Consider the following 24,625-nt stretch of genomic DNA (forward strand, 5'->3'; position numbering starts at 1 on the left):
ATCAATTTTTTATTCAAAATTTTAAATCTGTTTAATTGATTTAGGATTTAAGAAAATCCAGTAAAATCTTATTGAATTCATTGGTGTGGGTTAGCACCAGCCCATGTGGCGCATCTGTGACAACCTTAAAAGTATTGTTCGTAATAAGCTCTGCACTTTTCTTTCCTGCAACATTTATAGGTACAATTTCATCAGCATCACCATGAACAATTAAGGTTGGAACATCAAACTTCTTTAAATCTTCCCTAAAATCGGTAAATCCAAAAGAATCTATACAATCCAGGGTTGCCTTAGGTGAAGCTTTGCAGGCAATGGACCAGTAATAATCTGCCATTTCCTCGCTCACTTTATCTTTATTCTTATTAAAGTTCAAAAAGTTTTTACCGAATCCAGCTAAAAATCCAGGTCGGTCTTTTTTAATTTCAGCTTTAAAATCTTCAAAGACTTCTCTCTCAATCCCATCAGGATTATCAGAAGTTTTCAGCATAAATGGTGGTACTGCAGAAACTAAGGCAGCTTTGGATATTTTTGAAGTTCCGTAGTTTCCTATATATCGTGCAACTTCACCTCCACCCATAGAAAATCCTACGATAATCGCATCTTTTAACCCTAAATTCTCAATGAGGTCGTTTAAATCTTTTGCAAGCGTATCATAATCGTAACCTCCCCAGGGTTTATCACTATTACCAAAACCCCGGCGATCATACGCGATACATCTGAATCCTGCGTTCACCACTTCATCCACCTGATATTCCCACATCGCCTGGCTTAATGGCCAACCATGTATTAATATTACCGGTTTGCCCTCTCCATAATCCTGATAATAGAGTTTTACATTTTTTCCTTTTTCAATACTGGTTGTTTCTATATAACTCATAACTGTTTTTTCTTAATATAATAAAAGAGGGTTTCCTTTCAGAAAAGAAACCCTCTTTTAAAACGCTTTTAACGCTTTTACATAATAATGTGCCAAGACGCTACATGATTTCTATACTTCCTTTGCCTTCTCTAATTATTACAGGTTCGGCAGCTGAAAGATCGATTACCGTGGATGCGATATTCCCTCCTGCTCCACCATCAATCACAATATCCACTTTATTATCCCATTTTTCTTTGATCAATTCAGGTTCGGTTGTGTATTCCAACACTTCATCTTCATCTTTTATTGAAGTAGATACAATGGGATTTCCGAGGGCTGCTACGATCGCTTTGCAAATATTGTTATCGGGGATTCTAATTCCTACCGTTTTTTTCTTCTTAAAAACATTGGGCAAATTGTTTCCGCCAGGCAAAATAAATGTGTAGGGCCCTGGAAGACACCTTTTTAATATTTTGAAAGTAGCGGTGTCAATTTGTTTTACATAGTCTGAAAGGTTGCTCAGGTCTTCACAAACAAATGAAAAATTAGCCTTCTCCAGCTTTACATTCCTAAGTTGGGCGATTTTTTCCAAAGCCGAATTATTAGTGATATCGCAGCCTAATCCATAAACAGTATCAGTGGGATAAATAATTAAACCTCCATTGCGCAAAACTTCAACAACCTTGGCAATATGTTTTGGGTTGGGATTTTCCTCGTAGATTCTTAACAATTCTGCCATAATTTAATATTTTGATTGGTACGTAATTAATCGGCTTTTGAAACTTCGCTTTCTAATTTAAGAACCCGACTTCCATCTTCCTGTTTTATATAAAGTGCTTTATTACCTTCTTCCCCTTCCCTGGTAATTTCGCTGCCTTTTATGGTCTTTGTGATTTTTTTGGAATAAGTAGCGGTAACCTCCCCTTCAGCAGTTCCATTTCCCCATTTCCACTTAACTTTTGTGCCTTTCCTGATCATAAGCTTTTTATCTTCAAGATAAAAAGAAAGCCCCTTTTGGCGACTTGTACTAACAGAAGTTTAACGACACATCAGGATATGACCTTCAGTTTTGCAAAGCGCAATAAAAGATTTTTAATTCCTCCCTCGTCAAAATCTATCTCTGCTTTCTTGTCCATTCCCACACCTTCCAGTTTTACGACCACACCCCTTCCAAAGCGTAAATGCTCCACTTCTGTTCCTTTGGAAAGATCTAAGGTGTTTCTGGCCTTTTCAGGTTCTGCAGAAGGAGGCTTTAGTTTTCTTAATTTCCGAAGCTGTTCCGGCGAGGGTTTATGCGAAGGTGGCGGTGTTCCACTCCTTGGTTTATTCTGGCGCAATTTGGATCTATCTACATCATCACCAAAAATGTCTGTATTGATAAGGGGTTTGTATTTATAATTATCTGTCGGAACCATATTCTGCAGATATTCTTCATCTATTTCTTCAATAAATCTACTTGGTTCCGCATCTACCAGTTTACCCCAACGATATCTGGAAAGGGTATAGGTTAGAAATGCCTGTTTTTCCGCTCGGGTCAAAGCCACATAAAAAAGCCTGCGTTCCTCTTCCAGTTCGCTTCGTGTGTTCATGCTCATGGCTGAAGGAAAAAGATCTTCTTCCATGCCCACAATATAAACGAATGGAAATTCGAGACCTTTCGCCAAATGTATCGTCATCAAAGCTACCCGGTCATCATCACCAGTGTCCTTATCGAGATCTGTAGCCAAGGCTACATCTTCCAAAAATTCTGAAAGTGAACCGGTAGTATCAGCAAGTTCTTTTTGCTCTTCCACAAAATCACGAATACCATTGAGTAATTCCTCGATATTTTCAATTCTCGCGATCCCTTCAGGAGTACCGTCTTTTTTAAGTTCCTGTACCAGCCCTGTTTTCTTGGTGACCATTTCAGCAACTTCAAAAGCATTGTGCGTTTCATTACTGATCGCAAAATTCCTGATCATGTTCACGAAATTCTCCAGCTTCGTTAGGGTTCCCTTGTTTATATTCAAATTTAATTGCTGGTGGTTCTGAATAATTTCAAAAATGGAAACCCCCTGTTGATTGGCTGCAATGGCTAAGCGATCCATGGTAGTTTGCCCGATTCCTCTCGCGGGATAATTGATCACCCGCTTTAAAGCTTCTTCATCTTTGGGATTGAGGATCAAGCGTAAATAAGCTAAAACATCTTTGATCTCTTTTCTTTGGTAGAAAGATAGTCCGCCATAGATACGGTATGGAATATCGCGTTTTCGCAAGGCATCTTCCATCGCCCTGCTCTGCGCATTGGTCCTGTACAAAATTGCAAAATCACCATTGTTCATCTGGTTTTGCATTCTATGCTCAAAAATTGAACTTGCTACATACCTGCCTTCTTCCCCATCATTCAATAATCGGTTTACAATAATTTTCCCGCCATCATCATTGGCGGTCCAAACCACTTTTTCGAGTTTGGTCTTATTCTTATCTATAATTGAATTCGCGGCATTTACGATATTTTTGGTCGAGCGGTAATTCTGTTCCAGCCGGTACATTTTCACCTCGTCGTAATCTTTCTGAAAATTCAGAATATTACTGATATTGGCTCCTCGGAAAGCGTAAATACTCTGGGCATCATCACCTACGACACATATATTTTGAAATTTATCTGAAAGTGCACGAACAATTAAATATTGGGAATGATTGGTATCCTGATACTCATCTACCAAAATGTAGCGGAAACGATTCTGATATTTATGTAAAACATCGGGGAATCGATTCAACAACTCATTGGTCTTTAATAATAAATCATCAAAATCCATCGCTCCGGCCTTAAAACATCGCTCCACATAGGCCTTATAAATTTCACCTAAACGCGGTTTCTTAGACATAGCATCGGCTTCCATCAATTCAGGATTTTGGAAATATGCCTTTACCGTAATTAAACTGTTTTTATAGGAAGAGATGCGGTTATAAACCTGTTTATATTTATAAACATCTTTATCCAGGCGCATATCTTTGATAATTGCCCTGATGACACTTTGAGAATCCTGCGTATCGTAAATGGTGAAATTTGAAGGATAGCCAAGCTTATCGGCTTCAAATCTTAGGATCTTGGCAAAGATGGAGTGGAAAGTTCCCATCCACAGGTTCTTAGCTTCGCTGTTACCAACGATGCTGGCGATCCTTTTCTTCATTTCCCGTGCCGCCTTATTGGTAAAGGTAAGGGACAAAATATTGAAAGGATCTACACCTTTACTCATTAAATAGGCGATTCGCATGGTAAGTACCCTGGTTTTTCCAGAACCTGCACCCGCGATCACGATCATAGGGCCATCTTTTTGGAGCACTGGCGCCATTTGTGCTTCATTCAATCCGGCTAAATAAGCTTCCAATTCGTTAAATTTTTGAAAAGGGAAGGTAATTAAAATGAGCTTAAAACTAAACCCCAATGCGCTTCATTTGTAAACAAATCTATCCACGATTCCCAGGTTGCCTTAATTTTAATATCTTTAAAATCTCACAGAATTTTTACCGATCTATGCTGAAGAAATTTTTACTTTTGATGCTAATTCCACTAAGCAGCTTCATAACAAATGCCCAGAAACCTGAAAATGGAGATCTTATTCCGGATTTTGGAAAAACCATTCCCATCGAATCACCAGATTTTAAAACAGATACTTTACATGATATGAAAGTTGTCTTCGATGTGGGACGTAGTTTTGAGGCTTCTGAAGTGAATAAATTAATAGAAACCGTAGCTCGATATCTAAATATGCATGAAAAGGCCGGAGTCCATCCGGAAAATATGAAAGTAGCGATCGTGGTTCATGGTGCCGCACCCAACGACCTTTTACTAAACGAATATTATATTCAACGTTTTAAAGATCAAACTTCCAATCCCAACCTTCCTTTATTAGATGCGCTGGCTAAAAACGATGTCCAGATCATTGTTTGTGGCCAAAGTGCTACTGCCAAAGGGATCAATAAGGAGATGGTGCATAAAGATGTACAATTCGCCCTTTCAGCCATGACGGCTTTAGTTCAGCTACAAAATGACAATTATAGGTTAATCGCTTTTTAAATACAGAATATGAAAAAATTACTATTGCTTTCTTCCATAATTTTAGGAGGAATTTTACAGGCACAAACCACTATCCCTGAAAAAGAATTTAATAATATCGAGAACAAAGTGATCGAGTGGCGTAGGGATTTCCATGAAAATCCCGAACTATCCAATCGGGAATTTGAAACCGCGAAAAAAATTGCTGCCCATTTAAAGAGTCTTGGTATTGAAACTACTACGGAAGTAGGAAAGACCGGCGTTGTGGGAATTTTAAAAGGTGATCATCCCGGAAAGACACTTGCCTTACGAGCCGATATTGACGCTTTACCGGTTACTGAAAATGTGGATCTTCCTTTTAAATCTACAGTCACCACAGAATTTTTGGGCACTAAAACCGGCGTGATGCATGCCTGCGGCCATGATACGCATACCGCCATTTTAATGGGTGTTGCTAAAATTCTTTCTCAGCATAAAGACAAAATCAATGGAACCGTAAAATTCATTTTTCAACCTGCGGAAGAAGGGCCGCCACCGGGGGAAGAAGGTGGTGCTGCTTTGATGATTAAAGAAGGTGTGCTTAAAAATCCTGATGTTGACGCGATCTTTGGTTTACATATTTCTGCAGATACGCCAGTTGGCACGATCAATTATAAACCTGAAGGCACCATGGCGGCAGTCGAAAGATTTGTCATCAACGTGAAAGGAATTCAGGCGCATGGCTCGGCACCCTGGACCGGGGTTGATCCAATATTGATATCAGCAAAAATTATCGATGGCCTTCAAACTATCATTAGTAGAAATACAAAATTAACCGAATCTGCTGCCGTAATTACAGTGGGAAAAATTACCAGTGGTGTTCGTTTTAATATTATTCCTGAAACTGCGGAAATGATTGGCACCGTGAGAACCTTAGATCCCGAAAACAAAAAATTAATACTGGAAAGAATGCGCGAACTGGTTCCGGCCATTGCCAAAGCTTATGGTGGAGAAGCTAGCATTGAAATTCAGAATAACACCGCGATCACTTATAATGATCCTGAGCTTACCAGTGAAATGCTCCCCACTTTGGAGAAGGTTGCCGGAAAAGAACATGTAAAACTGGTCAAAGCGACTACAGGAGGCGAAGACTTTTCTTTCTTCCAGGAAAAAGTACCGGGACTTTATTTCTTTCTAGGAGGCCAGCCTTTAAATGCTGAAGCAACCAGACATCATACTCCTGATTTTTATATCGATGAAAGTGGACTTTTGCTTGGAGTAAAAACAATGACCCAGCTTACATTAGATTACCTCAACAATTAATATGCAAGAAATTTTGGCTTTTTTGGGGGAAATTCCCTGGTGGGCCTGGATCCTGGCAATCCTTGTATTCATCGCAATTATTGACATCTTTTTTAACCGAAAGCATACTATCCTACACAATTTTCCCGTGGTAGGCCACATTCGATATATGCTGGAAAGTATAGGGCCGGAACTTCGACAATATATCGTTGCAAATAACCGCGAAGAATTACCTTTTAATCGTAGGGAGCGCGGGTGGATCTATGCATCAGCAAAGAATGAAAATAATTATGAAGGCTTCGGAACCGATCAGGATATTTATTCCACGCATTATGTATTTATTAATAATGCCATGCTGCCATATCAACTTCCGGCAGGCCATCCTAATTTAAAAAACTCGGGACTTATTCCCTGCGCAAAAGTAATGGGTGCATATAATTTAAGAAGGCGACCCTTTAGACCTGCTTCCATTATAAATGTTTCCGCGATGAGTTTTGGATCGCTTTCCGCAAAGGCGATCGCCTCTTTAAATGAAGGTTGTAAACTGGCAGGATCTTATCACAATACAGGTGAAGGAGGATTCTCCCCTTATCACAAAAGAGGTGCCGATGTCATTTTTCAAATTGGAACAGGATATTTTGGAGTTCGTGATGAGAATGGAGATTTCAGCATGGAAAAGCTGGTGAAAATGGTGGAAGAGTATCCACAATTAAGAGCCATAGAATTAAAACTTTCACAAGGTGCGAAACCCGGAAAAGGTGGAGTTCTTCCTGCTTCCAAAATAACCAAAGAAATTTCTGCAATTAGGCATGTTCCCATGGGAAAGGATGTCATTTCACCGGCCTATCATTCTGCATTTAAAGGTCTGGACGGGATGCTTGACTTTATTGAAGAGATTGCCGGCGCCACCGGGCTTCCGGTAGGAATTAAATCGGCAATTGGCAAACTGGGCGAATGGGAAGAACTGGCTGAGAAAATGAAAGAAAGGGATCACGGTCCCGATTTTATTGCTATTGATGGTGGGGAAGGCGGAACCGGTGCCGCACCACCAAGTTTTGCAGATCATGTATCCCTTCCCTGGATCTATGCCTTTACAGATGTATATAAGGTTTTCAAAAAACATCAGCTAACGGAAAGGATTGTCTTCGTGGCCTCGGGAAAACTCGGCTTTCCGGCAAAAGCGGCCATGGCATTTTCCCTTGGTGCAGATTGTATTAACGTAGCCCGGGAAGCGATGATGAGCGTGGGATGTATCCAGGCGCAAAGCTGCCATACCAACACCTGCCCTTCGGGTGTGGCCACTCAGAACAAATGGTTGCAGGCGGGTATTAACATTAATGATAAAGCGATGCGGGCCAACTTTTACTTTACAAAGTTTAGAAAAGAGTTACTGCAAATCACCCATGCCTGCGGATATGAGCATCCTTCACAATTTAAAATGACCGATGCCGACATTAATTTGAGTGACAAAAATCTGGCACAAACCCTCCAGGAGACTTTTGGATATAGTAAAGTTGAAGTACCTTTCCAATCCTATCAAGATTTTGTGGATTGTCCCCATATTGGCGGCAATCTTAATCTTGAAAAACTTAGACAAACAGAAGACGCTATCCATTAATTTTTTTAACAAATGAACGTACCCGATTATACATTCTTCCTAATTGCCATTTTACCCGCCCTTATTGTAGGCGCAATTTCATTCTATTTTTTTCATACTTACATGAAAAATGAAGACGCAAGAAGAAGGTTTCTTTTACATAAAGAAAATCAAAAAACAGCTTTACCCTTAAAATTGCAGGCTTACGAAAGACTTGCTTTATTTTTGGAAAGAATATCCCCGGGCAAATTACTCTTCAGGATAAAACCAAATTCTGATGAAGCCGATCTTTATGCGAGTTTACTCATTGCCAGTATCGAACAGGAATTTGAACATAATCTTGCCCAGCAAATCTATATTTCAAGTGACTGTTGGGATTATATCAAGACTGCAAAAAACGCCACTATTGCTATGATAAGAAAAGTTGCAGCTTCAGAAAATGTAAATTCAGCTAATGATCTTAGGGAAACTATTCTAAAGACGCTAATGGAAAAACAAACTCCTTCAGATGCTGCTTTAGGGTTTATTAAAAAAGAAGTTAGAAACCTAACTTAAACCAGGAAGAACGGGAAGATCTTCTTTCCAATTCCTTTTTTTCAGCATATTCAAAACCTTCCTGCCACCATTGTTTCATGGCTACCTTATTGAAAACAAGAGAATTTTCAGTAAGTTTTGTAGGGGTATAATAAATATTCAGTTTTACCTTTTTATTGAGCGCGGCAAGTTTACCTTCCACGATATCGTGATATTCTACCTGGTCGAGTAAAAAGCCGAAGAGATTGAGCATCAATGAAAATGGATTTCGGCCCAGGACTTTATTATATTCCATATTTTCAGCTTCCAGGATAACGGCGTCCACTTCGGTAGCGCCGCGGCGAATTGCTTCCCGAATGGGCACCACGCAGCCAAGACCACCATCGGCATATTCAAAACCATCCTTATTTGCCAGGCTCATAAACGGAATATAATTACAGCTAATCCAGATCCAGTCGCAAAAATCATCATATTCAAATTCGTGAATGGATTTGTATTCCACCCTGTTTTTAGACAAATTCGAAACGGTCACCACTACATCTTTCACTTTACCTTTTAAATTAGCAAAATCTTCATGGGTGAAGTTTTTCCGGATATTCCTTCTCAAATTTTTACTCTCCCCAAATGTTCTTTTCTTTTTCACAAATTGCCAGAACATATTGAAATAATTGATGGTCACGTATTCCCTACCTTCTTTTTTCTTTACCACAAATGGATTGATACTGAAAATGGTACGCTGGGAAACGTTGGTATAGATTTCGTAAATTTTCTGAAGATTGCCGGCGGCAAGGTGCGGAATAAGTAAACTTCCGGTTGAGGTACCCAGAAAAAGATCGTAATTTCTCTTTTTCTCCTGAATTAAATATTGGGCAACTCCGCCCGCAAAAGCACCTTTGCTTCCGCCACCAGATATTACAAGTGCACGCATTAAGGTTTAATTTCGTTCAACTCCTTGTTCTGCAATTTAGCGAATTCAAATCCGCTTTCCCACCAGCGGATCATTTTTGTCTCGTCAAAGATCAGTGAATTTGTGGTGAGGATCGTTGGGGTATAATAAAAATTAATGATCGCATCATTGTTGGCCGCAGCGAATTTTCCAATTTTAATATTTTGGGTCTCGATCCTATCCAGCATATAGCTAAATAAATTCGTAATTAAGGAAAATACATTTCTGGAAGGCATTCGGTTAAAATAGGTGACTTCAGTTTGTAAAATGATCGCATCAACTTCAGTCGCGCCACGTTTTATAGCTTCTTCAATGGGCACCATGGAGCCCAAACCCCCATCGGCATACTCACATCCATTTTTTGTAACCAAACTCATAAAAGGCGTATAATTACACGAAATCCAGATCCATTCCACAAAATCCTCATACTCATAATCTTTGATCGATTTGTATTCCACCTCGTTAAGGGAGAGATTTGAAACGGTCACCACAACATCTTTATGTGATTTTTTAAGTTGTTCAAATTCCTCTTCCGTAAAAGTTTCAGAAATAAGTTTTTTTAAATTTTCACTTTCCCCAAAGGTCTTACTTCCTTTTAAAAAATTCAGCAACACTTTAAAATGGTTAATACTTATGTTATCATGACCATGCTTTTTCCTGATCATAAACGGTCTATTGCTGAAAATACTATCCTGATTTACAGAGGTAAATACTTTCTTCACCTTTTCCGCCTTATCCAGGGCCATATGAGAGATAAGTAGGCTTCCGGTTGAAGTCCCCAAATATAAATCATATTCACGATTTAAAACTTCTGTAAGGTATTGTGCTACCCCACCGGCAAACGCTCCTTTACTTCCTCCACCAGAAATTACCAGAGCGCGCATCTATGCTTTTATTTTTGAATTAAGATAAGTAGCTTTTCTTTCATCCAGCCCTTCAGAAACTTCAATTAGTTGCTGTTTATATTTTTCATCTTTCAGCAATTCGTCCATCATTTTTCGGGCATAGTCTCTAAACCTCCAATTTGGGTGAACGCTTGCATCTAAAAGGTTCAACAAGGTCTCTTCAGAATAACTTCCAATTTGATAAAGATAACTGAAAGCATTTTGGCGAATCTCAAAAGAATTGACCGGAGAGGAATATGCGACTAATTCCTTATAGTAACCGGAATTGTTTTCGGTTTCATAATCTGGCGTAACCAGATTTAAAGTTAGCCAGAGCATGCGCACATTTTTCTCGAAAAAACCAATGCTATTCCTCATTTTATCCAGATAACTGAAACGATCTTCAGGAAAATTTTGCCACAATTTATAAAGGGTAGCTTCCTGGGTTAAATACGATTCATCATTGAGTAAACTTTCAAATTCAGGCTTTAATTGTTGCGGAATATTTTCAACATCCATCACAATGCTTTGTCGCACATACAAATTATTGGAGTTAAAAGCTTTTTTCAATAAACTGATGGCCTGAGGTGAATTATAACCGGCAATTTGATGCACTACTTCCTGGCCCAAATAATCGTTTACCGGGAATTCCAAAGCAGCGTTTAAATATTCAAATTTTTCCTCCAGCGGATATTTTTTAAGTGCAGCCAGATTTAAATAATTCTCGATAAAGGTTGATTTACGCAAAGATTCCAGGGCGATATCAGCCTTAAAAGCCGATTGCTTTAACCAGTCCGCCTCAAACTGGGCGAGATCCTCTCCCGAGGTTTCCCGCATTACTTTTAAAAAGTCGGCCGTGGATACATTTTTGTAAGCAAATTTTTGAAGGTAATTCTTAATGCCCGCCTTAAAAGCTGCATCCCCAATTTGTTCCCTCAAAATATGCAAGGCCCAGGCCCCTTTCTCGTAATATGTTAATGAGGATCCACCAGATCGAACCAGTGCCTCACCTTTACCTTTATCGCTCAGTTCCTTTAATTTCTCTGCAGTCTGATATAATTTCCAATAATAATAATTGCTTCCAAAAATTTCCTTTTCCGCCAATAATGCATAATAAGAAGCAAAACCTTCATGTAACCAATGATCTTTTCCATCTTTCTCGGTTACATAATCCCCGAACCATTGATGCGCTAATTCATGGGCATTTACATTAATATAATTGCGATCATTATAAGCGATAGAATCTACAACCAGAGAAGAGGAAAATAGCGTAGCTCCCGTATTCTCCATCCCGGCATATAAAAAGTCTAATACAGGAATTTGTTTATAATTCTGCCAGGGATAAGGGATACCAATTTCAGTTTCAAGGAAATCAAATATTCTTTCAGAAAACCTGTAAGTAGGCTCAACCTTAGATTCATCTTCAGGTAAAAAGTAAAGTTCCATCGCATCACCGGAAGTTGAAGTTCTCGTGACACTCGAGTATTTGCCGGCAGCCATTCCTATTAAATAGCTGCTCATAGGCTTAGCCATATCAAAAGACCAGCGCACCAAAGAATCATTTAATTTTTCCCGGGACTTTAAAATACCGTTGGCAATCACCTGGTAACCTACCGGAAAATCATAACTTATGTCGAATTCAACTTTTTCTGAAAGATTGTCAAAACTCGGGATCCAATTGGAATTTGATTTTCCCTGGCCCTGCGTCCAAACCTGCCGTCTGGTTTCAGGAGAAGAAGGAATATCCCAATTTATAAAATACATTGCAGAAGTTGGTTTGGCCGCATAATTTATAGCAAGCCGATTATTTTGAGATTTGGAAAAATCTGAAATTATAAATAAAAACTGGTCGTTTGCTGAAAAATTAACCTCATCCCCATTGAGCAAAACATCACCAAATTCCATCATTTTTGCATCTAAAAATAATGTATCCTTATCTTGTAGCACATCAAAAAAGTAATTCAATTCGCCTGTAACTTCGCCTATCTCCGGCCTGATTTTAACTACAGCGTCCAACCTGGTAAAATCAAAACAATTAGACTGGGACTTAAGTATTTCCTGAGCTTGCAGGGGAAGAATGGAAATTAGAAGTAAAAAGATAAACGATTTACGCATACTACAAATTCGAATAATTCCTGCAAAATACAAAATTGCCGTTTGCCTAACTGGAAATTCTTCATTAGTCCTTAGTTCGTTAGAGACATTTTTATATTCTAGGGTTTTAATATCTTCGTTTATATGAATCAGAATCTTCTGCAAACACCTATTGAATACTTAAAAGGGGTTGGCCCAAATAGAGCAGAGACGCTAAAAAAGGAACTCGATATTCGTACCTATCGAGATCTGATCAATTTTTTTCCTAATCGATATCTTGATAAAACTGGTTTTTATAAAATAAAAGATTTACAACAGAACTCTTCGGAAGTACAGGTTATTGGTAAAATCGTACATCTTAAAGCAATTGAACAAAAGCGGGGTCAACGTTTAGTTGCAGATTTTATCGATGAAACAGGAAAAATGGAATTAGTCTGGTTTCGTGGTCATAAATGGATTAGGGAAAATATTCAATTAAATACTCCTTATGTAATCTTCGGAAAGTCAAATTTTTTTAATGGCACTTTCAGTATGCCCCATCCGGAATTAGAAAAACTGGAAGACTACAAAAAAAGTTTAAGACCGGCGATGCAACCCATCTATCCTTCTACAGAATTATTGCAAAAAAAAGGAATTACCAACCGGGTAATTATGAAATTGATGCAGGAAGTTTTGCAGCAAACCGGTTTAAATTTTTCAGAAAGCCTTAATGCGGAATTGATTGGGAATCTGAAATTGATAACAAAATCTGAAGCCCTTTTTAATATCCATTTTCCGAAAAACCAGGAGCTGCTTGCGAAGGCACAATTTCGATTAAAATTTGAAGAATTATTTTTTATCCAGCTCCAATTATTAAGAAAAAATATACTTCACAAACAGAAAATCAAGGGCTTCAATTTTGATAAAATTGGAGAGAATTTTAATACATTTTATAAGCAACATTTACCCTTCGAATTAACCGGAGCACAGAAGAATGTCATCAAAGAAATTCGAGCAGATTTGGGCAGTGGTGCACAAATGAATCGCTTACTCCAGGGAGATGTAGGTTCGGGAAAGACTATTGTCGCTCTAATGTCCATGTTTATAGCACTTGACAACGGTTTCCAGGCCTGCCTGATGGCTCCAACTGAAATTTTGTCAGTCCAACACTACAATGGAATTATAGAGTTATGTAATAATTTGAAAACCAGTGTTTATATATTAACTGGATCAACCAAAACTTCAAGGAGAAGGGAAATTCATCAAAAATTAGAAAATGGGCAAATAGACATCCTAATCGGCACCCATGCGCTACTGGAAGATAAGGTGAAATTCAAAAATTTGGGGCTTGCGATTATCGATGAACAACACCGTTTTGGAGTTGCGCAAAGGGCGAAACTCTGGAACAAAAATACCACTCCCCCACACGTTCTGGTGATGACGGCAACACCTATCCCAAGGACCCTTGCCATGAGCTTATATGGCGACCTTGATATTTCAGTTATTGATGAGTTACCCCCGGGAAGAAAACCGATAAAAACAGTGCATAGATTTGACAGCAATCGTCTAAAAGTTTTTAGGTTTATTAAAGAAGAGATTGAAAAAGGAAGGCAGATTTATATAGTATATCCGTTAATCCAGGAATCGGAAAAAATGGATTATAAAGATTTAATGGATGGGTACGAAAGTATTGCCAGAGCATTCCCGGAAAATCAAATTTCTATTGTACATGGGCAAATGAAACCTGCAGATAAAGATTACGAAATGGACAGATTTGTGTGTGGAGAAACTCAAATCATGGTGGCAACAACAGTAATAGAAGTTGGGGTAAATGTTCCTAATGCCAGTGTTATGATTATTGAAAGTGCGGAACGTTTCGGATTATCTCAATTGCACCAGCTTAGAGGTCGTGTAGGAAGAGGCGCTGAACAAAGCTTTTGTATTTTGATGACCAGCCACAAGTTGTCGAACGATAGTAAAACAAGACTGGAAACAATGACGTCTACCAACGATGGTTTCGAGATTGCGGAGGTAGACCTGAAATTACGCGGCCCCGGGGATTTAATGGGAACCCAACAAAGCGGTGTCTTAACCCTTAAAATCGCTGATATTGTTAAAGATAATTCCATTCTTCAGACGGCTAGGAATTATGCAAATAAGATTTTAAAAGAAGACCCAAATCTTTCCATGGAAAAAAATACCGCTATAAAACAAGCATATTCACGCTTGGTAAAAAATAAAACTATTTGGAATTATATAAGTTAACCCTTATTATAGGTTAAAAAGCGAGATTTCAAGTAAAAATTATCCTACAATCACTCTATAATCCCTTACATTTAATATTGATCTTTTAAAAGAATGTAGGATACATTCTGGTGGATATTTCTACTTTTAACTGTTACCCACCTTATTCCATTTCACCGGGTTACCTTCTACACAGAAATTCTAGTTGAAACCTCAGCCAGTTTTTATTCCGTTCTAATTCTTCAAGATAATTATGCTTTAAAAATTGGTAATACTATCTTTGCTGCCTGAAAAAAGGAGATATGAAAATTTCATACAATTGGCTGAAGCAATTCATTAAGTTACCCCAAGATGCTGAAGAAACAGGTAAATTACTTACCAATCTTGGACTTGAAGTTGAAGGTATAAAAAGTTTTAGCAGTGTAAAAGGCGGCTTGAAAGGCGTTTTGGTAGGCCATGTTCTGGAGTGTAAATCACATCCCAATGCAGATAGGCTGAACCTTACCAAAATTGAGCTTGGGAATGGCGAAGCTGTACAAATTGTATGCGGTGCGCCAAATATAGCCACAGGTCAAAAAGTGCCGGTTGCCACAATTGGAACCATGCTTTATGACGAAAATGGCGAAAGCTGGGAAATCAAAAAAGGAAAAATTCGCGGCGAATCCAGTTATGGAATGATTTGTTCTGAAAAAGAACTGGGTCTTGGAGAGAGCCATGAAGGTATTATGGTGATGGATAAGAATTTAGTGCCGGGAAAACCGGTAGCTGATTTATTTGAAGTTGAAAATGATGAAATATTTGAAATTGGCCTTACCCCTAATCGCGCTGATGCGATGAGCCACTGGGGCGTTGCCAGAGATTTAAAAGCCGGTTATCAACAGAACGGTAAAAATCTGGAGTTGATCACTCCATCAGTAAGCAGTTTTCATACAGACAACCGAAGCCTGAAAATTCAGATCAAAGTTGAAGATTCTAATCTTGCCCCACGATATTGCGGCGTAACCCTATCTGACCTTAAAATAGAAGATTCTCCGGAATGGTTAAAAAACAGGTTAAAGGCCATTGGTATCAATCCTAAAAATAATGTCGTAGATGCTACAAATTATGTGATGCATGAGTTGGGACAACCCCTTCACGCATTTGATGCCGCCAAGATCGCAGGAAATGAGATTCAGGTTAAGACCCTTAAAAAAGGATCAAAATTTACTACGCTCGATGAAGTTGAAAGAGAGTTGAGCGAAGAAGATCTCATGATTTGTGATGCTGAAAAACCGCTTTGTATTGCCGGGGTTTTTGGGGGATTGAATAGTGGGGTGACCAAAGCAACTACTTCCATATTCCTGGAAAGTGCCTATTTTAACCCGGTTAGTGTTCGTAAAACGGCTAAAAGACATGGACTGAATACCGATGCTTCTTTTAGGTTTGAAAGAGGAATTGATATCAATTCTGTAGAATATGCGCTAAGAAGGGCGGCCCTGCTCATTAAAGAAGTTGCCGGCGGAGAAATTACCAGCGATGTTGATGATCTTTATTTTAAAAAGATTGAAGACTTTCAGGTGTTCCTAACCTTTGAAAAGGTGAATAAACTCATTGGGGAAAATCTTGCAGAAGAAACGATTAAATCAATTTTGGCATCCCTGGACATTCGGGTAAATAATATTACCGAAACCGGGATGGGTCTGACTATTCCTTCCTTTCGCGTAGATGTACAGCGCGAATCTGATGTGATTGAGGAAATTCTTAGGGTTTATGGGTATAACAATATAAAAGTTGGTGATAAATTAAGCCTTTCCGTAGCGAATTCTTCAAAATTCGAAGATTACAAGATTCAGAATTTAATAGCGGTACAACTGGTGGGACAGGGATTTTATGAAACGATGGCCAATTCGCTAACTACCCCAACCTACAACAAATTAAGCGAAGATATTAACGCTGAATATCAGGTGGAGATGCTGAACCCTTTAAGCCAGGATCTCTCCGTATTAAGACAGAGTCTATTGTATTCAGGTTTGGAAACCATTAGCTATAATATTAACCGAAAAAGAAGAAATATCAAGATCTTCGAATTCGGGAAAACCTATCATTCGTATTCAAGCGGAAGGATTGAAAACAAGCATTTATCGTTGTTTACTTCCGGGCCTAAAAAAGCAGAAAGCTGGACGGAAAATGAATCCCAGGAGAACTTTTTCTATGCCAAGGGTGTAATTAATTCCGTATTTCAGAAAGTCGGGATCACATCTTTCAGCTCAAAGGCGACGAAAAGCTCGGTGCTTTCTGAAGGTATTGAGTACAATTCTAAAAAATCGAGATTAGTGGAATTTGGAACAGTAAAAAAATCGGTTCTCAAGCATTTTGATATCGATCAGGAAGTGATCTATGCCGATTTTAACTGGGAAGCAATTTTGGAATTACTTCAGAATAAGAAAAAAATTGTCACCTCCATTCCAAAGTACCCCAGTTCCAGAAGGGATTTTGCTTTGCTTCTTGACGAAAAAGTAAACTATGCGGAGATTGAAACTATTGCCCTACAGACGGAAAAGAAATTACTAAAAGAGGTGAACCTTTTTGACGTCTATCAGGGTAAAAATCTTCCGGAAGGAAAGAAAAGTTATGCGGTAAGTTTTATATTTCAGGATGAAAATAAAACTCTCACAGATAAACAGGTAGATAAATTAATGAGCAAACTTCAGTATAGGTTCGAACAAGAACTTAATGCCGAATTACGCTAAGAATTTATAACATAAAAAACCGGCAAATTTGCCGGTTTTTTGTTGCTTTTCAGTTTATGGAAAACTCTTGAAAATTTCATCTATATAATCTCTAATTTCCCGATCTATCCTTTTCTTTTCAATGTTTTCATTGGTGGTCCCCCTCCATAAGATCTCATTGGTCTTTCTATCGATAAAATCGATCACGATCGTTCTTTCCTTAAACGGAACCTGATTAACTCGTGGGCCATTGATACGCTGAATGGTAAAATAATTCTCATAAATGTTATTCTTATAATAAGGTCCTATATAAAATCCGGGACGGTAATAAGAATAATTCGTGTAAACAGGATTGGCATTTACGGCAACCTTATCATCGAACATGGTATGTACATACACCAAAACATCTGGCTGTACCTTATCTAACTGATATCCCTTTTCTTTCATATTCGCATCGATCGTAGAAATGATCGTTTTCTGAATGGCGTCATTATCATAATCACGGCTCAGGATGGTATCCTTATTCGGGATATATGCGTAGGTATTATAACTGCTTAATTTCTTCGCATCGTCTTTTGCTGAAGGCCCACTGGAACCGCAGGAAGTAAGAATGAATGAGGCAAAAGCAAACAGTGCAATTATTTTCAAATTTTTCATAACATTATATTTATTGAAATGTACTTGTAAAGCAGGGCTTCTCAAAAGGTTTTAAGTTATTTTACTTTTATTTAACGGCTATTGGGAATTATATATGCTTAAAAACAAAAACAACTAGCGATTCATCGTTGTTATTATCAGCTTTATTTGATACTTTAGTGAGGTTAAAGAAATTGATTATGCAGTTGAAACTTCCCCGAACCAACGTTCAAAAAAAACTCACCAAATTACGGGACCGCCACAGTACAGAAAAGGATCTCATGAGGATAATCGAAAAAATCATTCTTCAGAATGATCAAAAAGATCAGGTTATTCTGAACGAGATTGAATCGGGACATTCTATAAAGGTTAATAATTTCAATATTGATCATTTAGACTATCAGCGTGTATTCCATCTTAATGATATTTATAAGATTTGCGTCGATTATCGATTGCGCTTTCTGGATAGCCGGTATTTCAAAGGTGATTTACCTTATGAAGTGCTAATAGAAATCAAATCACTTGAAAAAATTCATGACACTCAACTTAAAGCTTTTAAAATTGTGGCGCCTTCAAAACTTTTTAAACTGAAGAATGCAGACGATCCTTTGCTTTTTGCGCCTATTGGCAATGACTATTATTATCTAATCCATAAATGGGGCAATGACCTTCATCCTTTCAGAAAAATGCTCATGTGGCCTTATAAATCGCTTGAGAATTTCATCGTTTTGCTTCTGGCGATAAGTTTTCTTTGTGCCTTGCTGGTTCCTGAAGGAATGTTCAGTCAAAATCAAACTACCGCTCAATTTTTGATGATTTTCTTTTTTATCTTTAAAGCAATTGCCGGAATTGCAATTTTCTACGGATTCAAAAATGGGAAAAATTTTAATACTGAAATCTGGGATAGTAAGCTTTACAATGCTTAGAACGTTAATTTCAGTTTAAATGCTGACGCTATCCTGAGTCTTGTTCGTATTTTAGAAGTAAATTTAGGATTATGAGCGAAGAAAAAGATTATAAAAGAATTTATACCGGTCCTGAAACGAACGTACAATTCCTACAGGATCTATTCAATAAAGAAAAAATAAGTTCACGAGTCCGTAACGATTTTGATTCGGGGCTACGTGCAGGATTTGGGGGCGGATTGCCCGGCCAGGTTCAACTTTTTGTATTAAATGAAGAGTATACGAAAGCTAAAAAAATAGCGATGGATACTTTTCCTGAAGACTACCCCAATGGATAACCAACAAGAATTAGAAGTAGAAGAACCTAAAAAAAGAAATATCTGGAATCTTGTTCTGGGAATTGCCTTTCTAGGTTATGGTAGTTATAGGACCTATCAAAAATTAAATGAACCCGAAATTGATACCTTTAGCCTGGTGCTGGCCATTGCATTTATCATTCTGGGGATCTATGATCTTTATAAATATTTTCGCGGAGTTTAATTACCAGCGAATGATGGCGCTTCCCCAGGTAAACCCACTGCCAAAAGCAGCAAGCACCAGAATATCCCCATCTTCAATTTTACCATTTTCCCAGGCTTCAGTTAAAGCAATGGGAATAGATGCCGCAGTGGTATTTCCATATTTTTGAATATTATTGTAAACCTGGTCATCACTCAGTTTAAATTTATGCTGAACAAATTGTGAAATCCTCAAATTTGCCTGATGGGGAATTAACATATCAATGTTATCTACGTCCAAACCATTTGCCTGCAAACCTTCATTGATCACTTCAGAAAATCGCTGAATGGCATTTTTGAACACAAACTGCCCATTCATATAGGGATAATAAGGAATATCATCTCCCTGGGGATTATCTGCAATGATTTCAGGCACCCAGTAATTGGTACTGGGTCCTTTAAGAGATAGTTCCAACGCATGTTTTCCTTCAGAATGTAAATGTGTGGAGAGAATTCCCTGCCCGTTATGATCACTTCTGGTCAAAACTGCGGCCCCTGCCCCATCGCCAAAAATTACGGAAACCGATCTTCCCCGTGTAGTAAAATCGAGCCCGCCACTATGATTTTCACTTCCAATGACCAGGACATTCTTATACATGCCTGTTTTTATAAATTGATCGGCCACGGAGAGCGCATAGATAAAACCGCTACACTGGTTACGAACATCTAAGGCGGGACAGGTATCAATCTCTAACATTTCCTGTACCTGAACACCGCAACCGGGGAAATAATAATCTGGGCTTAGGGTGGCAAAAACAATAAGATCTATATCGTCTTTTGAAATCGCAGCACGTTCTAAAGCAATTTTAGCCGCCTTTACGCCCATGACGGCTGTGGAGTTGCCATCCCCTTTTTTAATATGTCTTCTTTCTTTTATACCGGTTCTCTCGGTGATCCATTCATCATTAGTATCCATCTTTTTGGACAGATCATCATTGGTCACTATATTTTCTGGAACATATTTGCCTAAACCGGCGATTTTTGTTTGATACATAGAAGATTATTGTGTAATTGAGAATATTTCATTCAAAAACTGAACATTCAATAAATTCAGCACGTAATATACTAAAGTTTAATTTCAGAAATCTTTTAAAAAAAATGAAAATTTCAGCTAAACAAAATATGCTGTTTAAGAAACTTAAAACGGAATTATGGCAATACCCATATTCTAAAAACATAGAAAGCCCTACGAAGTGCAGGGCTTTCTATTGAAAAAGCAAAGTGTTATTAGGGCTCCATTCTACTTTTTCACAACCTAACCAATAAATCAACATCTAGAGATACTCTCTAAATTCATTAATATCAACTTCTGCTTCGAGATCATGGAGCAAATTATACAGTCCAAAAAACGTTCGGCTCATATATAAAAAATGTTTACTGCCACGGTTCCCATTCATCTTTCTTAGTTCCGGATCCTGGGAATAACTTTCACTTAATTTGGTTAAATGATTCCAAAAATCGGGATCAGAAAAGTTAAATTTTTCCTTTTGATATGGAGTTGAGAACATGAGGAACATTTCATAGAACATCTCCTTAAAATACGCTATCTCTTTTACTGTATCTTTCTCAGTTAAAATTTCAAGATCAAAAAGTCTCTTTTCAAAATAGGCAGCATCATTCAATTTCTCCCTGTTAGTTAATGAGAAATAGGGTCCATAAAAACTTTCCGGAATCTTTTTGATACACCCAAAATCGATGGCGATAAGATTTTCCTGCTCATCAATCAGAAAATTCCCGGGGTGAGGATCGGCATGGACTTCCTTCAAACCATGAATTTGAAACATATAGAAATTCCATAGGGACTGTCCGATCTTGTTTCTCAAATCCTGACTCGCCTTAGCATCTACAAATTCTGATAGATGCACCCCGTGCATCCAATCCATCGTAATAATGCGCTCACTGGACAATTCAGGGTAATATTTAGGGAATTTGATATTTGGCAAATTATGACAGGCTTCAGAAATCGCTTTGCTCTGTTTTAATTCCAATATATAATCAGTCTCTTCCAGCAACTTTCCTTCCACCTCTTTAAAATATTTTTCTGAATCTTTTCCCTGCAGATTAAACATTTTAATGGCAATAGGTTTAACCATCGAAAGATCTGAACTTATACTGTCTGCAACTCCGGGATATTGAATCTTTACCGCCAGTTCCTTTCCACCTTTCGTTGCTTTATGCACCTGCCCAATACTCGCAGCATTTACGGAATTGGGAGTAAACGTATCGTATAATTCCTCAGGATATTTTCCATTATATTTTTTAAATGTTTTTCGAACCAACGGCGCGGATAGCGGCGGGACACTAAACTGTGATAAACTGAATTTTTCCACATAAGCACTCGGCAACAAACTCTTCTCCATAGAAAGCATTTGTGCAACCTTTAAAGCACTTCCTTTTAGGCTTTTTAGGCCGTCATAAATATCCTCAGCATTATCATTATCGAGTTCATCGCGCGTAAGCTTAGAATTAAAGGCTTTTTTACTATAATATTTAAGATAATTCCCTCCTATTTTCACCCCGGTTTTAACCATTTTTGAAGTTCTCCCAATTTTTCCGGTAGGTATTTTATCAATAGTTTTCATCAATTTATATTAAGCCATTCGTTCTTTCCACAAAAATTTTCCGAAGTCTACTAACCTTTCCAGGGGTGTATTATCAAAAACATCAAAAACCGTATTTACAGATTTTTCGATGGCAATATCAGTACTTTCAAAGGCGGCACTATTATCATCCATCCAGAATTTTAGGAGGAATAAAAATTGAATCCAGACGCCTTCTGAAAAAATAGTTTCACTCTGTTTTAGGAACTGAGCTGTCTTGTTCATATTGCCTTCTTCAATAAGGTCTCTTGCATAAAGCTTTAAATGTTTTCTGAAATTTTTCAGTTCCGCCAGATTTTTCAAGGGAGTATCATGATCATGAAGTGCATATAAAATATAACTACGATTGGCAGTCAGCACTTCAAAAAGGGTGTAAAAAAAGGTGAGTAGCTTTTCCCTGTTATCAAAATTCTTGTACTCTTTAGATTTTTGAATCACGTTCAGCGTATTCTGAAAAAGCCGTACCCAGATTTCTTTTCTTAAACCTTCAAAACTTCCGAAGTATTGATAGAAATCCTGTTCAGTGATACCGTTATCCTTTGAGAATTTATACACACTTTTTGGGGTTTTTTCATTGACCAGCACATAATCCATATAAGCTGCAATGAGCGCATCGCTATCTGGCTTTGCTTTAACTTTACTATTGGAGGTTGTCTTCGCCATAATTCTTTCTCTTTATCAAATTTAACCTATTGTTTAAAATATTTGAAAAAACAATAAACAAAACTTTGTTAAACACCTTTTTAATCTGCTGTAGCTTAGACGAAATATTCTTAAAAAATTACAGTGAATGTCAGTTTGTCAGCGGTTTGCTAATGGTACTTTTTTTGCCATATAGAGTACGAATCAAAATTTAAAAATATAATTATGGCAACCGGAAAAATAAATGTATCAGTAGAAAACATTTTTCCGCTCATCAAAAAATTTCTTTACAGTGATCATGAGATTTTTTTGAGAGAGCTTATATCGAATGCGACAGACGCAACTTTAAAATTAAAACATCTTAGCAGGTTGGGAGAAACTACCGTGGAATACGGAAAGCCTGTTATAGAAGTAAAAGTTGACAAGGAAAATAAAACCCTTCATGTGATCGACCAGGGAATTGGGATGACCATGGAAGAAGTAGAAAAGTATATTAATGAAGTAGCCTTTTCAGGAGCTGAAGAATTTCTTGAAAAATATAAAGATTCTGCTAAGGATAGTGGGATTATTGGTCATTTTGGTCTTGGGTTCTATTCTGCCTTTATGGTAGCCGATAAAGTGGAAATTAAAACCAAATCTATTCAGGAAGATTCCAAACCCGCACATTGGATTTGCGAAGGTACGACCGAGTTCACCTTAACTGAAGGTGATAAGGAGCAACATGGTACGGAGATCATTCTTCATATAAATGACGACGAGAAAGAATTTCTGGAAGATCACAGGATCGAGCAGCTCCTAAGTAAGTATAACAAATTTATGCCAGTTCCCATTAAATTTGGAACTAAAGAAGAAACGCTTCCCCTACCGGAAGATGCTGAAAAGGACGCAAAACCAGAAACCGAGACTGTAGATAATATTATTAATAATCCTGAACCGGCCTGGACAAAACAACCAACAGATCTTGAGGATAAGGATTACAAAGAGTTTTACAGGGAATTGTATCCTATGCAATTTGAAGATCCCTTATTTCATATTCATCTAAATGTAGATTATCCTTTTAATCTTACCGGAATCCTTTACTTCCCAAGAATGGGCCAGGACATGAATGTGCAAAAGGATAAGATCCAGCTTTATCAGAATCAGGTTTATGTAACCGATAATGTGGAAGGCATTGTTCCTGAATTCCTTACCATGCTTCGAGGTGTGATCGATTCACCTGATATTCCATTGAATGTTTCCAGGTCTTATCTACAGGCAGATGGCGCGGTTAAGAAAATCTCCAGCTATATCACTAGAAAAGTTGCTGATAAGCTAAAGAGTTTATTCAGTAATAATCGTGAAGATTTTGAAAAGAAATGGAACGATATAAAGCTCGTCATCGAGTACGGAATGCTTACGGAAGATAAATTTTTCGAAAAAGCTGAAAAATTCGCCTTGTATCCAACAACCGATGGGAAATTTTACACTTTCGAGGAACTGGAAAATGAGATTAAAGAAAAGCAGACTGATAAGGATGGTAATTTGGTTATTCTTTATGCCAGCAATAAAGATGAGCAGCATAGCTATATCGAAGCGGCAAAAGATAAAGGTTATACTGTTTTGCTATTAGATTCTCCAATCGTGTCCCATCTATTGCAGAAAATGGAAACTTCTAAAGAGAAAATCTCTTTTGTGCGGGTAGATTCAGATCATGTAAACAATTTGATCAAGAAAGATGAAGAGGAAATCTCCAAACTTTCTGATGAAGAAAAAGAGCAGCTAAAAACTGATCTTGGAAAAGTAATCCCTTCAGAAAAATATTCTATACAGTTGGAAGCTATGGACAGCAATTCTTCTCCACTCATCATCACGCAACCCGAATTTATGCGTAGAATGAAAGAAATGCAGCAAACCGGCGGTGGCGGAATGTTTGGAATGGGCAATATGCCAGAAATGTACAATCTGGTCGTAAATACCAACCACGAATTAATTGGTACCATTTTAAACACGAAGACTGAAAAGAAACAACAACGACTTATTAAACAGGCGCTGGATCTTGCCAGGCTTTCTCAAAACCTGCTGAAGGGTGAAGAACTTACCGCTTTTATCAAAAGAAGTTTTGAAATGGTCAAATAAAAATT

Annotated in this window: 21 protein-coding genes; 10 read left to right on the plus strand and 11 right to left on the minus strand. The window is 37.9% G+C overall.

Annotated elements, in window-relative coordinates:
* Positions 1-40 precede the first annotated feature (40 nt).
* The 4 genes from DHD80_RS01055 to DHD80_RS01070 all read right to left on the minus strand — a co-directional run bounded on the left by DHD80_RS01055 (position 41) and on the right by DHD80_RS01070 (position 4,230).
* Complete coding sequence (locus tag DHD80_RS01055; protein WP_251739028.1) at positions 41-877, minus strand: alpha/beta hydrolase; 837 nt, start codon at positions 875-877, stop codon at positions 41-43.
* Between the two features lie 100 nt (positions 878-977).
* Positions 978-1,598 (minus strand): L-threonylcarbamoyladenylate synthase, encoded by a 621-nt coding sequence (locus DHD80_RS01060; protein WP_251739029.1) that lies wholly within the window; start codon positions 1,596-1,598, stop codon positions 978-980.
* A gap of 26 nt (positions 1,599-1,624) precedes the next feature.
* Positions 1,625-1,837 carry a DUF2945 domain-containing protein gene (locus tag DHD80_RS01065; RefSeq protein ID WP_251739030.1) on the minus strand — a complete coding sequence of 71 codons (213 nt, stop codon included), beginning with the start codon at positions 1,835-1,837 and terminating at the stop codon, positions 1,625-1,627.
* A gap of 71 nt (positions 1,838-1,908) precedes the next feature.
* On the minus strand, positions 1,909-4,230 hold the full coding sequence (locus DHD80_RS01070; RefSeq protein ID WP_251739031.1) for a UvrD-helicase domain-containing protein: 2,322 nt from the start codon (positions 4,228-4,230) through the stop codon (positions 1,909-1,911).
* Positions 4,231-4,376: 146 nt separating this feature from the next.
* Here DHD80_RS01070 and DHD80_RS01075 point away from each other — a divergent pair, with 146 nt between their 5' ends.
* The 4 genes from DHD80_RS01075 to DHD80_RS01090 are packed head-to-tail and all read left to right on the plus strand — an operon-like array spanning position 4,377 to position 8,331.
* Positions 4,377-4,919 (plus strand): DsrE family protein, encoded by a 543-nt coding sequence (locus DHD80_RS01075; RefSeq protein WP_251739032.1) that lies wholly within the window; start codon positions 4,377-4,379, stop codon positions 4,917-4,919.
* 9 nt (positions 4,920-4,928) lie between these two features.
* Positions 4,929-6,200 carry an amidohydrolase gene (locus tag DHD80_RS01080; RefSeq protein ID WP_251739033.1) on the plus strand — a complete coding sequence of 424 codons (1,272 nt, stop codon included), beginning with the start codon at positions 4,929-4,931 and terminating at the stop codon, positions 6,198-6,200.
* Between the two features lies 1 nt (position 6,201).
* Complete coding sequence (locus DHD80_RS01085; protein WP_251739034.1) at positions 6,202-7,797, plus strand: FMN-binding glutamate synthase family protein; 1,596 nt, start codon at positions 6,202-6,204, stop codon at positions 7,795-7,797.
* Between the two features lie 12 nt (positions 7,798-7,809).
* Positions 7,810-8,331 carry a hypothetical protein gene (locus DHD80_RS01090; RefSeq protein ID WP_251739035.1) on the plus strand — a complete coding sequence of 174 codons (522 nt, stop codon included), beginning with the start codon at positions 7,810-7,812 and terminating at the stop codon, positions 8,329-8,331.
* Here the strand turns inward: DHD80_RS01090 and DHD80_RS01095 are convergent.
* The 3 genes from DHD80_RS01095 to DHD80_RS01105 are packed head-to-tail and all read right to left on the minus strand — an operon-like array spanning position 8,315 to position 12,255.
* Complete coding sequence (locus DHD80_RS01095; RefSeq protein WP_251739036.1) at positions 8,315-9,238, minus strand: patatin-like phospholipase family protein; 924 nt, start codon at positions 9,236-9,238, stop codon at positions 8,315-8,317. The genes DHD80_RS01090 and DHD80_RS01095 overlap by 17 nt on opposite strands.
* Positions 9,238-10,140 (minus strand): patatin-like phospholipase family protein, encoded by a 903-nt coding sequence (locus tag DHD80_RS01100; RefSeq protein ID WP_251739037.1) that lies wholly within the window; start codon positions 10,138-10,140, stop codon positions 9,238-9,240. Before DHD80_RS01100 ends, DHD80_RS01095 begins: the two co-directional genes overlap by 1 nt.
* Entirely contained in the window at positions 10,141-12,255 is a 2,115-nt protein-coding gene (locus DHD80_RS01105) for a M1 family metallopeptidase (protein ID WP_251739038.1), read from the minus strand.
* A 123-nt stretch (positions 12,256-12,378) separates the two neighbouring features.
* Between DHD80_RS01105 and recG the strand changes: the two genes are divergently transcribed.
* Together recG and pheT are read left to right on the plus strand one after the other, a co-directional pair.
* Positions 12,379-14,478 carry an ATP-dependent DNA helicase RecG gene (recG, locus tag DHD80_RS01110; RefSeq protein WP_251739039.1) on the plus strand — a complete coding sequence of 700 codons (2,100 nt, stop codon included), beginning with the start codon at positions 12,379-12,381 and terminating at the stop codon, positions 14,476-14,478.
* Between the two features lie 281 nt (positions 14,479-14,759).
* Positions 14,760-17,186 (plus strand): phenylalanine--tRNA ligase subunit beta, encoded by a 2,427-nt coding sequence (gene pheT / locus DHD80_RS01115; protein ID WP_251739040.1) that lies wholly within the window; start codon positions 14,760-14,762, stop codon positions 17,184-17,186.
* 54 nt (positions 17,187-17,240) lie between these two features.
* Here the strand turns inward: pheT and DHD80_RS01120 are convergent, their stop codons facing one another.
* Complete coding sequence (locus tag DHD80_RS01120) at positions 17,241-17,822, minus strand: DUF4136 domain-containing protein (protein WP_251739041.1); 582 nt, start codon at positions 17,820-17,822, stop codon at positions 17,241-17,243.
* A gap of 179 nt (positions 17,823-18,001) precedes the next feature.
* Here DHD80_RS01120 and DHD80_RS01125 point away from each other — a divergent pair, with 179 nt between their 5' ends.
* The 3 genes from DHD80_RS01125 to DHD80_RS01135 all read left to right on the plus strand — a co-directional run bounded on the left by DHD80_RS01125 (position 18,002) and on the right by DHD80_RS01135 (position 19,246).
* Positions 18,002-18,727, plus strand: a complete 726-nt coding sequence (locus DHD80_RS01125; RefSeq protein ID WP_251739042.1) for a hypothetical protein — start codon at positions 18,002-18,004, stop codon at positions 18,725-18,727.
* Positions 18,728-18,798: 71 nt separating this feature from the next.
* Complete coding sequence (locus DHD80_RS01130; protein ID WP_251739043.1) at positions 18,799-19,044, plus strand: DUF2007 domain-containing protein; 246 nt, start codon at positions 18,799-18,801, stop codon at positions 19,042-19,044.
* Positions 19,037-19,246: a hypothetical protein gene (locus DHD80_RS01135; protein WP_251739044.1), complete on the plus strand. Its 210-nt coding sequence runs from the start codon at positions 19,037-19,039 to the stop codon at positions 19,244-19,246. Before DHD80_RS01130 ends, DHD80_RS01135 begins: the two co-directional genes overlap by 8 nt.
* On the opposite strand, the gene DHD80_RS01140 is transcribed toward DHD80_RS01135, so the two are convergent.
* The 3 genes from DHD80_RS01140 to DHD80_RS01150 form a co-directional block, all read right to left on the minus strand.
* Positions 19,247-20,257, minus strand: coding sequence for a beta-ketoacyl-ACP synthase III (locus tag DHD80_RS01140; RefSeq protein ID WP_251739045.1), 1,011 nt, complete (start codon positions 20,255-20,257; stop codon positions 19,247-19,249).
* 280 nt (positions 20,258-20,537) lie between these two features.
* Positions 20,538-21,845, minus strand: coding sequence for an AarF/ABC1/UbiB kinase family protein (locus DHD80_RS01145; RefSeq protein WP_251739046.1), 1,308 nt, complete (start codon positions 21,843-21,845; stop codon positions 20,538-20,540).
* A gap of 9 nt (positions 21,846-21,854) precedes the next feature.
* On the minus strand, positions 21,855-22,526 hold the full coding sequence (locus tag DHD80_RS01150; protein ID WP_251739047.1) for a TetR family transcriptional regulator C-terminal domain-containing protein: 672 nt from the start codon (positions 22,524-22,526) through the stop codon (positions 21,855-21,857).
* A gap of 204 nt (positions 22,527-22,730) precedes the next feature.
* On the opposite strand from DHD80_RS01150, the gene htpG reads away from it, so the two are divergent.
* On the plus strand, positions 22,731-24,620 hold the full coding sequence (gene htpG, locus DHD80_RS01155; RefSeq protein WP_251739048.1) for a molecular chaperone HtpG: 1,890 nt from the start codon (positions 22,731-22,733) through the stop codon (positions 24,618-24,620).
* Positions 24,621-24,625 lie beyond the last annotated feature (5 nt).

Origin of the sequence: Gramella sp. AN32, from assembly GCF_023718305.1 — a bacterium.
GTDB lineage: Bacteria > Bacteroidota > Bacteroidia > Flavobacteriales > Flavobacteriaceae > Christiangramia > Christiangramia antarctica.

Bases quoted from the DNA above. Each gene is read 5' to 3' on its own strand.
- DHD80_RS01140 (WP_251739045.1), bottom strand. From the start codon at position 20,257: ATGTATCAAACAAAAATCGCCGGTTTAGGCAAATATGTTCCAGAAAAT.
- DHD80_RS01105 (WP_251739038.1), bottom strand. From the start codon at position 12,255: ATGCGTAAATCGTTTATCTTTTTACTTCTAATTTCCATTCTTCCCCTG.
- DHD80_RS01135 (WP_251739044.1), top strand. From the start codon at position 19,037: ATGGATAACCAACAAGAATTAGAAGTAGAAGAACCTAAAAAAAGAAAT.
- pheT (WP_251739040.1), top strand. From the start codon at position 14,760: ATGAAAATTTCATACAATTGGCTGAAGCAATTCATTAAGTTACCCCAA.
- DHD80_RS01055 (WP_251739028.1), bottom strand. From the start codon at position 877: ATGAGTTATATAGAAACAACCAGTATTGAAAAAGGAAAAAATGTAAAA.
- DHD80_RS01075 (WP_251739032.1), top strand. From the start codon at position 4,377: ATGCTGAAGAAATTTTTACTTTTGATGCTAATTCCACTAAGCAGCTTC.
- DHD80_RS01125 (WP_251739042.1), top strand. From the start codon at position 18,002: ATGCAGTTGAAACTTCCCCGAACCAACGTTCAAAAAAAACTCACCAAA.
- DHD80_RS01145 (WP_251739046.1), bottom strand. From the start codon at position 21,845: ATGAAAACTATTGATAAAATACCTACCGGAAAAATTGGGAGAACTTCA.
- DHD80_RS01065 (WP_251739030.1), bottom strand. From the start codon at position 1,837: ATGATCAGGAAAGGCACAAAAGTTAAGTGGAAATGGGGAAATGGAACT.
- DHD80_RS01150 (WP_251739047.1), bottom strand. From the start codon at position 22,526: ATGGCGAAGACAACCTCCAATAGTAAAGTTAAAGCAAAGCCAGATAGC.
- DHD80_RS01080 (WP_251739033.1), top strand. From the start codon at position 4,929: ATGAAAAAATTACTATTGCTTTCTTCCATAATTTTAGGAGGAATTTTA.
- DHD80_RS01090 (WP_251739035.1), top strand. From the start codon at position 7,810: ATGAACGTACCCGATTATACATTCTTCCTAATTGCCATTTTACCCGCC.
- DHD80_RS01100 (WP_251739037.1), bottom strand. From the start codon at position 10,140: ATGCGCGCTCTGGTAATTTCTGGTGGAGGAAGTAAAGGAGCGTTTGCC.
- DHD80_RS01085 (WP_251739034.1), top strand. From the start codon at position 6,202: ATGCAAGAAATTTTGGCTTTTTTGGGGGAAATTCCCTGGTGGGCCTGG.
- htpG (WP_251739048.1), top strand. From the start codon at position 22,731: ATGGCAACCGGAAAAATAAATGTATCAGTAGAAAACATTTTTCCGCTC.
- recG (WP_251739039.1), top strand. From the start codon at position 12,379: ATGAATCAGAATCTTCTGCAAACACCTATTGAATACTTAAAAGGGGTT.
- DHD80_RS01120 (WP_251739041.1), bottom strand. From the start codon at position 17,822: ATGAAAAATTTGAAAATAATTGCACTGTTTGCTTTTGCCTCATTCATT.
- DHD80_RS01060 (WP_251739029.1), bottom strand. From the start codon at position 1,598: ATGGCAGAATTGTTAAGAATCTACGAGGAAAATCCCAACCCAAAACAT.
- DHD80_RS01130 (WP_251739043.1), top strand. From the start codon at position 18,799: ATGAGCGAAGAAAAAGATTATAAAAGAATTTATACCGGTCCTGAAACG.
- DHD80_RS01095 (WP_251739036.1), bottom strand. From the start codon at position 9,238: ATGCGTGCACTTGTAATATCTGGTGGCGGAAGCAAAGGTGCTTTTGCG.